The 10,260-nt window shown below is 57.4% G+C and carries 9 protein-coding genes and 1 pseudogene; 1 reads left to right on the plus strand and 9 read right to left on the minus strand.

Annotation, left to right across the window (positions count from 1 at the left end):
• Nucleotides 1–44 precede the first annotated feature (44 nt).
• The 8 genes from tatC to udp form a co-directional block, all read right to left on the minus strand.
• Entirely contained in the window at nt 45–824 is a 780-nt protein-coding gene (gene tatC, locus HMPREF9538_RS24940; protein WP_002883427.1) for a Sec-independent protein translocase subunit TatC, read from the minus strand.
• Nucleotides 825–826: 2 nt separating this feature from the next.
• Nucleotides 827–1,363 (minus strand): Sec-independent protein translocase protein TatB, encoded by a 537-nt coding sequence (gene tatB, locus HMPREF9538_RS24935; RefSeq protein ID WP_002883426.1) that lies wholly within the window; start codon nt 1,361–1,363, stop codon nt 827–829.
• Nucleotides 1,364–1,366: 3 nt separating this feature from the next.
• Nucleotides 1,367–1,618, minus strand: a complete 252-nt coding sequence (gene tatA / locus HMPREF9538_RS24930; protein ID WP_002883425.1) for a Sec-independent protein translocase subunit TatA — start codon at nt 1,616–1,618, stop codon at nt 1,367–1,369.
• A 129-nt stretch (nt 1,619–1,747) separates the two neighbouring features.
• A complete protein-coding gene (gene ubiB, locus HMPREF9538_RS24925) occupies nt 1,748–3,388 on the minus strand; it encodes a ubiquinone biosynthesis regulatory protein kinase UbiB (protein ID WP_004177924.1) in 1,641 nt (546 codons plus the stop codon).
• Nucleotides 3,385–3,990 carry a ubiquinone biosynthesis protein UbiJ gene (gene ubiJ / locus HMPREF9538_RS24920; protein ID WP_004895056.1) on the minus strand — a complete coding sequence of 202 codons (606 nt, stop codon included), beginning with the start codon at nt 3,988–3,990 and terminating at the stop codon, nt 3,385–3,387. Before ubiJ ends, ubiB begins: the two co-directional genes overlap by 4 nt.
• Nucleotides 3,991–4,003: 13 nt before the next feature.
• Nucleotides 4,004–4,759, minus strand: coding sequence for a bifunctional demethylmenaquinone methyltransferase/2-methoxy-6-polyprenyl-1,4-benzoquinol methylase UbiE (gene ubiE / locus HMPREF9538_RS24915; RefSeq protein ID WP_002883421.1), 756 nt, complete (start codon nt 4,757–4,759; stop codon nt 4,004–4,006).
• Nucleotides 4,760–4,829: 70 nt separating this feature from the next.
• Nucleotides 4,830–6,278 (minus strand): DNA recombination protein RmuC, encoded by a 1,449-nt coding sequence (gene rmuC / locus HMPREF9538_RS24910; protein WP_032456982.1) that lies wholly within the window; start codon nt 6,276–6,278, stop codon nt 4,830–4,832.
• A gap of 135 nt (nt 6,279–6,413) precedes the next feature.
• Complete coding sequence (udp, locus tag HMPREF9538_RS24905) at nt 6,414–7,175, minus strand: uridine phosphorylase (protein WP_004181652.1); 762 nt, start codon at nt 7,173–7,175, stop codon at nt 6,414–6,416.
• A 272-nt stretch (nt 7,176–7,447) separates the two neighbouring features.
• Here udp and HMPREF9538_RS24900 point away from each other — a divergent pair, with 272 nt between their 5' ends.
• Entirely contained in the window at nt 7,448–8,260 is an 813-nt protein-coding gene (locus HMPREF9538_RS24900; protein WP_002883417.1) for a dienelactone hydrolase family protein, read from the plus strand.
• 58 nt (nt 8,261–8,318) lie between these two features.
• Here the strand turns inward: HMPREF9538_RS24900 and metE are convergent.
• Nucleotides 8,319–10,260 (minus strand): annotated as a pseudogene (gene metE / locus HMPREF9538_RS24895) (5-methyltetrahydropteroyltriglutamate--homocysteine S-methyltransferase); the annotation flags it as partial.

The following is a 10,260-nucleotide window of genomic DNA, read 5'->3' on the forward strand; positions in this document are numbered from 1 at the left end:
CCCCCCCCACCCCCCCCCCCCGCCGGGGGGTGTGTGGGGCGGTATTACTCTTCTCTGTGCTCTGCGGCTTCAGCTTCGGCCGCGGCGTCGTCATCGCGCGTCAGGCGCTTCCCGGTGTAGAAGCGGGCGAAGAACACCCCGACTTCAAACAGACAGTACATCGGAATGGCCAGCAGCGTCTGCGAGAATACGTCCGGCGGCGTCAGCAGCATGCCCACCACGAAGGCACCCACCAGCACATACGGCCTTTTTTTACGCAAGTCTTCCGGCGTGGTAACGCCCATCCAGCAGAGCAACACAATGGCGACCGGCACCTCAAAGGAGACCCCGAATGCCATAAACAGCGCCATCACGAAGTCGAGATAGCTGCGAATATCGGTCGAGACCAGCACCCCTTCCGGCGCCGCATGGGTCAGGAAGCCGAACGCCAGCGGAAACACGACAAAATAGGCGAAAGCCATGCCGATATAGAACAGCAGGGTACTGGATACCAGTAAAGGCACCACCAGCCGGCGTTCGTGCTTATACAACGCCGGCGCGACGAAGGCCCATACCTGGTAAAGAATAATCGGCACCGACAGGATCACCGACACCATGAAGGTCAACTTTATCGGCGTAAAGAAAGGTGAAGCGACATCGGTGGCGATCATCGTCGCGCCCACAGGCATCTTACTGATAAGCGGGGCCGAGACCAGCTGGTAGATATCATTGGCGAAATAGACCAGCGCCAGGAAGATCACCAGAATAGCAATGATGCTGTTGAGCAGACGCTTGCGCAGCTCAATCAGATGCGAAATTAGCGGTTGTGTATCGTCTACGCCCATGTTTACGGTTTATCACTCGATGCGGGGGAAGAATGGGGAACTGCCGCCGTAGCGGACGTTTTCTCTGCCTGAAGGTCAGCCGGTGAAGCAGATTGCTCGTCGGCAACGGGATCTGGCGCATGAGCCGGAGCGCTGGCCTGATGTTCTGCCGTCGCCGGCGTGACATCCTGGCGCTGCGCTTCGCTGCCTTTGACCACCGGATTAAGGATGGTATTGGCTTCGTCGCTGGCTTTTTCGGGATCGTGGGCGCTATAGGAGCGCTTCATCGACTCCGCGGCCTCGCGCAGTTCATCCATCGAGGCTTTCAGCTCCGGCGTCAGGTTATTCAGGCTAGCCTTTTCCACCTTCTTCAGGCTCTCCTGGAACTCCTGCAGTTTTAGCTCCTGGGCCAGCTCATTTTGTACCGTGGTCGCCAGCGAGCGTAACGTACGGATCCAGCCAACTACCGTTTTAACCGCTACGGGAAGCCGCTGTGGCCCCAGAACAATGAGGCCAATCACAAACACCAGCAGTAGTTCACTAAAACCAATATCGAACACGAGTTACACCTGCTCTTTGTCGTGGCGTTTTGTCTCGTCTTTTTTTGCATCATCCTGTTTATCGGCGATGGTTTTCGCCGTGAAATCTGCGTCTGGCGCCGACTTTTCGGGTTTATCATCATCACTCATGGCTTTTTTAAAGCCTTTGATAGATGCCCCTAAGTCAGACCCCAGCGAGCTCAGCTTCTTCGTCCCAAAAAGCAGAACTACGATGACGACAACAATTAATAACTGCCAAATACTGATACCACCCATACACGTTCCCCTATGACAGATGATGAATTGTGTGGACGCATTATACACGCCATCCTGCGAGCCGCCTCTTCGTCAGGCCGCCGACATGATTTTGCGCAAATAAGCCTGCGTCATGAAGAGGCGAACCGATCAGTGGGTTTTCCGCCAGCCAATAAGCCAGGTCACCACACCGCCGGCCATCAGCCAACCGGGCATCATTCCCCACTCAGGGCGATGGATAAAGAGCAGCGTACCACTGAGCAATAAAACCGCGCCTATACCAAACAGGTAACGGGATTGGCCCTGGCGCACATGACGCACATGCATATCCCGCACAATAGTATCGACGCTGGTCTGCAGCTGTTTGCTCTGCTGCAGGCTCTGATACACCAGCTCAGGTATTTCCGGCATTCTTTCGATCCAGAATGGCGCTTTGTCTTTAAACGCGCGCACCAGCGCCGGAATGCCGACCTGATCTTTGATCCACGACTCGAGGAAAGGCTTCGCCGTTTTCCACAAGTCTAACTGAGGATAGAGCTGCCGGCCTACCCCTTCTACGTAAAGTAATGTCTTCTGTAGTAAAACGAGCTGCGGCTGGACTTCCATATTGAAACGCCGCGCGGTATTGAACAGATTAAGCAGCACGTGGCCGAAGGAGATCTCCGCCAGCGGCTTCTCAAAGATCGGCTCGCAGACCGTGCGGATCGCGAACTCAAACTCTTCAACGTTGGTATCGGGCGGAACCCAACCGGAATCGACGTGCAGCTCGGCAACTTTACGATAATCGCGGTTGAAAAAGGCGATAAAGTTTTCCGCCAGATAGCGCTTATCTTCTTTGTTCAGTGAGCCGACAATACCGCAGTCGATGCCGATATACTGCGGATCTTCCGGATGCTCGTAGCTGACGAATATGTTGCCAGGATGCATATCGGCATGGAAGAAGCTGTCGCGGAACACCTGGGTGAAGAAGACCTGCACGCCCCGCTCCGCCAGCAGCTGCATATTGGTGCCCTGGGCCTCCAGCGCCTCCACATCGGACACCGGGATACCGTAAATGCGCTCCATTACCATCATGCTTTCGCTGCAGTAGTCGGGGTACACCTCCGGCACGTACAGCATCGGGCTGTCTTCGAAATTACGCCGCAGCTGAATAGCGTTGGCGGATTCCCGCAGCAGGTTCAGCTCATCCAGCAGCGTTTTTTCATATTCACGAACTACCTCCTGAGGGCGCAGACGACGACCGTCAGGCAGCAGACGCGGTACCCAGCGCGCCAGGCGGTAGATGAGCTTCATGTCCGCTTTAATGATCGGCAAAATATCCGGGCGGATAACCTTGATCACCACCTCTTTGCCATTCTCTTTCAGACGCGCGGTATGCACCTGGGCGATGGACGCCGAGGCTAACGGCTCAACGGAGAAATCATCAAACCAGGTCTCGACCGGCAGCCCCCCCATCGCTTTCTCTATCTGCTGCTGCGCGAGCTTCCCTTCAAAGGGCGCCACGCGGTCCTGCAACAGCGCCAGCTGATCGGCAATATGCGGCGGAAAGAGATCCCGGCGGGTGGAAAGCATCTGGCCGAATTTTATCCACACCGGCCCCAGCTCCTGGAGCGCCAGCCGAAGGCGGGCGCCAAGAGGCTGATCCTGATGGCGGTTTGGCATCCAGAACAGCATCCGCCGCCAGATACGCAGCGGCAGCGTGATCCGCATTTTGGGGATGAGCTCATCGAGCCCGTAGCTCAAAAAGGTGTGGATGATGAAATACAGGCGCCGTAATTCTCCTGGCGTCATTTGCCCTCCAGCGTTTCCAGCCGTTTTTCCAGTGCGGCCAGCGCGCGCTCAATAGCCGTTGTCTCTTCAGCAAACCAGGCCAGCTCCAGCGGCCCCGGCGCCAGGCGCCACTCTTCAGTGATCGCTTCCGCGACATAGCGCTGCTGGCGCTCTGCGCCCTTCAGCAGAAACTGAGCGCCGCCGCGCAGGACTTTACCGACGCCTTCGGCCACAATATCGCCGGTATAGGGCGCCAGCAGTTCAGCGGGATCAAACTCTGCCAGGTCGCACAGGGAGACCATATTCTGCACCACCTGCAGATCGCCCTGCACTTCAAGATCACCGCTGCGAATAAGCGCCGTGAGCTGCTGACGATTGCGCAGTTTTGGCAGCACGCTGAGCCGGGTAATCACGGTGCAATCGGCCTCTCCTTCCCAGGCGCTCAGGACGTCAACCTGGCGTTCGCTGAATACCAGCACCACGGGCGTGGCGAAATCCTGCAGCTGGACCCGCAATACCTTGCCCAGCAGGCGCTGGCGAGCGGGTTTAAGCGCTTTGTCGCGCCAGAGGAAAGTATTCAGCGCCGTTTCAATGCCAGCGGTAACCAGGGGTGTGAAAGGCATAGCGTCCCTCCTGTCAGAACTTGTAACCGCGATGCAAAGCAACGATACCCGCCGTCAGGTTGTAGTAATCCACGTTTTCGAAGCCCGCATCCTGCATCATCCCTTTCAGGGTTTCCTGGTCCGGATGCATACGAATAGATTCCGCCAGGTAGCGATAGCTGTCGCCATCTTTTGCCACCAGCTCGCCCACCTTCGGCAGGATATGGAAGGAGTAAGCGTCGTAGGCTTTGCTCAGCGGTTCGATAATGGGTTTAGAAAACTCCAGCACCAGCAGACGTCCGCCCGGCTTCAGCACGCGGTACATCGAACGCAGCGCTTTCTCTTTGTCGGTCACGTTACGCAGACCGAAAGAGATGGTGATGCAGTCAAAGGTATTATCAGCAAAAGGCAGGGCTTCCGCGTTGGCCTGAACATACTCAACGTTGCCTACGATGCCGATATTGCGCAGCTTTTCGCGGCCCATTTTGAGCATAGAATCATTGATATCAGCAAGCATGACGCGGCCGGTTTCCCCTACCAGGCGGGAGAACTTGGCCGTCAAATCACCGGTACCACCAGCCAGATCCAGCACGGTCTGCCCGCGACGTACGCCGCTGCAGTCGATGGTGAAACGCTTCCACAAACGATGGATCCCAAACGACATCAGGTCGTTCATCACATCATATTTTGCGGCGACAGAATGGAATACATGCGCCACCATATCTGCTTTCTGCTCTTTAGCGACCGTCTGAAAGCCAAAATGCGTCGTTTCTTGTGAATCCTCAACCATCTCTATGCCTGCTTGCTTTTCAAGAAAATGTTCACTGAGTGTATCAGACTCAGCGCATTTCCCATACGTTTCAGCATGGCGGAGCCGCCTCCCGGCTACGCACCGTCTCGGCAGAGTCGGGTGAAAATGCGTCATTTTCCGGCAGGCTATCCTCATCTTCGAGACGATATTGCTCGTCCTGAGCCGTAGCTTGTTCGACTAAATCAGGATTAATCCCGCGCTTGACCTCCACGCCCAGGCCGCGAAAGGCCTCCGCCTGAGCCAGCAGATTACCACGCCCGGAAGCGAGCTTTTTCATCGCCTGGCGATAGCTCTCTTGCGCCTTATCCAGGCTCTGGCCGATGGCGGACATATCATCCACAAACAGGCGCATTTTGTCGTAAAGGCGCCCCGCCCGCTCGGCAATCTTCTGCGCGTTACGACTCTGGTGCTCATAGCGCCACAGATTGGCGATAGTGCGCAGGGCTACCAGCAGCGTCGTCGGGCTGACCAGCATAATATTATTTTGCAACGCCTCGCTGATGAGCTCAGGCTGGCGATCGATGGCCAGCAGGAACGCCGGCTCAACGGGAATAAACATCAGCACATAGTCGAGCGAGCGCAGGCCAGGCAGCTGTTGATAATCCTTGCGTCCCAGCAGGCGAATATGGTTTCGCACCGAGGCAAGGTGTTCCTGCAGCGCGACTTCGCGGGTGTAGTCGTCTTCGGCGTTGAAATAGCGCTCATAGGCGACCAGGGTCATTTTGGCGTCGATCACCACGTCCTTACCCTGCGGCAGGCGCACGATAACGTCCGGCTGCATCCGCGAGCGGGTGTCGGTCTCAATACTGACCTGAGTCTGGTACTCATAGCCTTCGCGCAGGCCGGAGGCCTCCAGCACGCGGGTTAAGACCACTTCCCCCCAGTTGCCCTGAGTTTTGTTATCCCCCTTCAGCGCTTTGGTCAGGTTCAGCGCCTCCTGTGCCATCTGCGCGTTCAACTGCTGCAGATTGCGGATCTCATGCGCCAGGGTATGTCTTTCACGCGCCTCCTGGCCAAAGCTCTCCTGCACCTGGCGGCGGAACCCGTCCAGCTGTTCGCGTAGCGGCGTCAGCAGGCCATGCAGGCTCTGGCGGTTTTGCTCATCGACCCGCCGGTTGCTGTGTTCGAAAATACGGTTGGCGAGGTTTTCAAACTGCTCGCTAAGGCGCTGCTCGCTGTTCATCATCTGGCGGATCTTATCTTCCGCATGCAGCTGGGTGGATTCGAGCCGGGTAGTGACCTCACGGAGATCGGCCTCGAGCGAGGTATTGATATCCCGTAGGCTGCGCAGCTCGTTGTTCAGCAGCTCACACTCCACACGCCAGTGGGCCTCCTGCGCCAGTTGCTGGCGGGCGGCGCTCAGCTCAATATCCAACTCTCGCCGTTCCTCGATGAGATCGGCCCGAATTTGATCGGCGCGCGCTTTGGTCGCCAGCCAGCCGACCATTAACCCGGCTGCCAGTGCGATAACCGCGCTGATAATAATGGAGAGATCCACGACGCCCCCTGCGATAACCTGATGACACAAAATAGAATTGTGCTGTACAAACGTCCAGTTTAAAAGGAATTTCCTGCGAGAGGCGACGCAAAAAAGAAAGGCCGGAGGATCCGGCCTGACAGGGAAAGAGTTGAATTACAGCAGACGACGCGCCGCTTCCACGACGATTTTCACCGCGTGGCTTTCGGTTTGCTTCATGGTTTCGGCGTTAGGGATCTCTTGCTGGGTACGGTTCACGATAACCCCAGCCACCATCCCGGCGCGCAGGCCCTGGCTGGCGCACATGGTCAGCAGCGTGGCGGATTCCATTTCATAGTTCATCACGCCCATTGCCTGCCACTCTTCCATTGAGCCCTTGAAGCGGCTCACGACGCGGCCGGAGAAGGTGTCGTAACGCTCCTGGCCCGGGTAGAAGGTATCCGAGGAGGCAGTCACGCCGATATGGGTGGTGGCGCCGATTGATTTCGCCGCTTCCACCAGCGCGGTGGTACAGGCGAAGTCTGCGACGGCCGGGAACTCCATCGGCGCGAAGTGCAGGCTGGCACCGTCCAGACGGACAGAACCGGTCGTCACCAGTACATCGCCAACATTGATATGTGGCTGAATCGCGCCGGTGGTGCCGATACGCAGGAAGGTACGCACCCCCAGCTGCGCCAGCTCTTCCACGGCGATGGAAGTCGACGGGCCGCCGATGCCAGTAGAGCAGACGATCACTGGTTTGCCGTCCAGCTCCGCGCGCCAGGAGGTAAATTCGCGATGAGATGCCAGTTTAACCGGCTTATCCATCAGCGCGGCGATCTTTTCCACACGCTCCGGATCGCCAGGGACGATAGCCAGCGTAGCCCCTTGTAAATCGTTCTTGGTGAGGCCGAGATGAAAAACATCAGACTTGGACATAAAAAACTCCTCTGTGGGTCGAATTATCAGCAGAAGCAAAACGGTACTGTACAGAAGCCCCTGGCAACATTTTGTGATGATAGTCACCAAGACCAATAATGATTGCAGTTGTTTTTCAGTAAATAGTGATACACATCACATTAACAAGTTATATTCATCATCACAGAACAAAAGATAGCCGCTTTCAGGCACTGTGCTTTATTACCGCCCGAACTAAAGGTAAAGGGTCTATAGTTACTGATGCGCTAATAAATAAGGGTACGGAGAATACCATGACCACCACCAAGCAACCTGGATTCGCACCTGCAGCTTCACCACACGCCGCAACCGCCGTTCATACGCCGGAAGAGCATATTATCGCCGGAGAGACGTCGATTCCCTCTCAGGGTGAAAACATGCCGGCCTACCACGCCCGCCCGAAAAATGCCGACGGTCCGCTGCCGATCGTTATCGTGGTACAGGAAATTTTCGGCGTGCATGAACATATTCGCGATCTTTGTCGCCGCCTGGCACAGGAAGGCTATCTGGCTATCGCGCCTGAATTGTACTTCCGTCAGGGCGATCCGAATGAGTACCACGATATCCCGACCCTGTTCAAAGAGCTGGTCAGCAAGGTGCCGGACGCGCAGGTGCTGGCGGATCTCGACCACGTCGCCAGCTGGGCGGCGCGCCACGGCGGCGATGCCCATCGTCTGCTGATCACCGGCTTCTGCTGGGGCGGACGCATTACCTGGCTGTATGCCGCGCATAACCCGCAGCTTAAAGCGGCGGTGGCCTGGTACGGTAAGCTGGTGGGAGAAAAATCACTGAATTCGCCGAAGCACCCGGTAGATATCGCCGTCGATCTCAACGCCCCGGTGCTTGGTCTGTACGGCGCTAAAGACGCCAGCATTCCGCAGGACACCGTCGAGACTATGCGTCAGGCGCTGCGGGCAGCCAACGCCACGGCGGAAATCGTGGTCTATCCCGAAGCCGATCATGCCTTTAATGCCGACTATCGCGCCAGCTATCATGAAGAGTCAGCCAAAGATGGCTGGCAGCGGATGCTCGCCTGGTTTGCTCAGTATGGCGGTAAAAAAGGCTAATCGCCCTAAGCATGAAAAAAGGAGGCAAATGCCTCCTTTTTGATTTTTCGCGTAACGATTAGGCGGACTGGCGCAGATTTCGCGCCGCTTGCACCATATTCGCCAGCGCGGCGCGGGTTTCCGGCCAGCCGCGAGTTTTCAGGCCGCAGTCCGGGTTAACCCACAGTCGCTCCACCGGGATACGCTGCGCGGCTTTCTTCAGCAGCGCTTCGATCCACTCCACGCTCGGCACGTTTGGCGAGTGAATATCATATACTCCCGGCCCGATCTCATTGGGGTACTCGAACGCTTCGAACGACTCCAGCAGCTCCATATCGGACCGCGAGGTTTCAATGGTGATCACGTCAGCGTCCAGCGCGGCAATGGAGTCCATGATGTCATTGAACTCGCAATAGCACATGTGGGTATGGATCTGCGTGTCGTCTTTGGCGACCGCAGCATTAAGGCGGAAGGCTTCCACACCCCACTGCAGATAGGCATCCCAGTCGCTGCGCTTCAGCGGTAACCCTTCGCGCAGCGCCGGCTCATCAATCTGGATGATGCCGATCCCCGCCGCCTCCAGATCCGCCACTTCATCACGCAGGGCCAGCGCAATCTGTTTCGCGATGGTTTCACGGCTGACATCTTCCCGCGGGAAGGACCAGCACAGAATGGTCACCGGTCCAGTGAGCATCCCTTTCACCGGCTTGTCGGTCAGGGACTGCGCGTACTTCGCCCAGTCGACGGTGATCGCCTGCGGACGGCTGACGTCGCCGATCACCACCGGCGGCTTCACGCAGCGGGAACCATAGCTCTGCACCCAGCCGTTTTGCGTGAAGATAAAACCGTCCAGATGTTCGCCGAAGTATTCCACCATGTCGTTCCGCTCGGCCTCCCCGTGCACCAGTACGTCTAAACCTAACCGCTCCTGCTCGACGATCGCCTGCTTAATATGTTCCGCAATCCCCGTCCGATAATGACTGGCGTCAAGGTTACCCTTTTTGAAGTCCAGGCGCAGGCCGCGGATCTCGGTCGTTTGCGGGAATGACCCGATGGTGGTGGTCGGCCATTTCGGCAGGTTAAAGCGCTGGCGCTGTGCCTGCGCGCGAACCTCATAGGGGCTGGCGCGCTGGCTGTCCTGAGCAGTGATCGCCGCCAGCCGTTTTTCCACCTCCGCGTTGTGCACGCGGGTCGAATGGCGACGGGCCTGGATTGGCGCGCTCCACTCGGTAATCGCCGCCGTATCGCCGCTGTTCAGCGCATCGCGCAGCAGCGCCAGCTCACCGCATTTCTGCAGCGCGAAGGCAAACCAGCTCTTCACTTCCGCATCAAGGCGCGTCTCCACGCTCAGATCGATCGGGCTATGCAGCAGAGAGCAGGATGACGCGACCCATAGCTCGCGCTTACCGACGAGGTCTTTAATTTGCGCATACTTTTCGGTGAGATCGGCGCGCCAGACGTTACGCCCATTGATCAAGCCCGCGGACAGCAGCCAGTCGGCCGGCAGGCGGTTGTGCAGTTCGGCAACATCATCTTTGCCGTGCACCAGATCGACGTGCAACCCCTGGACCGGTAGCGCAGCAATGGTCGCGAGATTGTCGCTAACGCCTTCAAAATAGGTAGTCAGCAGCAGCTTCACCTGGCCCTGCAGGGCGTCATAAGCCGGTTGAAAGGCCTCCAGCCACGCTGGCGGCAGCTCCAGCACCAGCGCCGGTTCATCAATCTGCACCCAATCGATGCCGCGCTTCGCCAGTTCGGCCAGCACCTGCTGGTAAACCGGCAGGATGGCATTCAGCAGGGTCAGGCGGTCAAACGGTTCACCTTTCACTTTACCCAGCCACAGATAGGTTACCGGCCCCAGCAGCACGGGCTTGATCTTGTGGCCCAGCGCCAGCGCTTCGTCTACTTCATCCAGCAGTTGGGTCCAGCTCAGTTTGAACTGCTGGCCCTTCACGAACTCCGGCACCATATAGTGATAGTTGGTGTTAAACCATTTGGTCATTTCCGCAGCGGCGGGCGGG

Origin of the sequence: Klebsiella sp. MS 92-3 (genome assembly GCF_000195655.1) — a bacterium.
Classification (GTDB): domain Bacteria; phylum Pseudomonadota; class Gammaproteobacteria; order Enterobacterales; family Enterobacteriaceae; genus Klebsiella; species Klebsiella pneumoniae.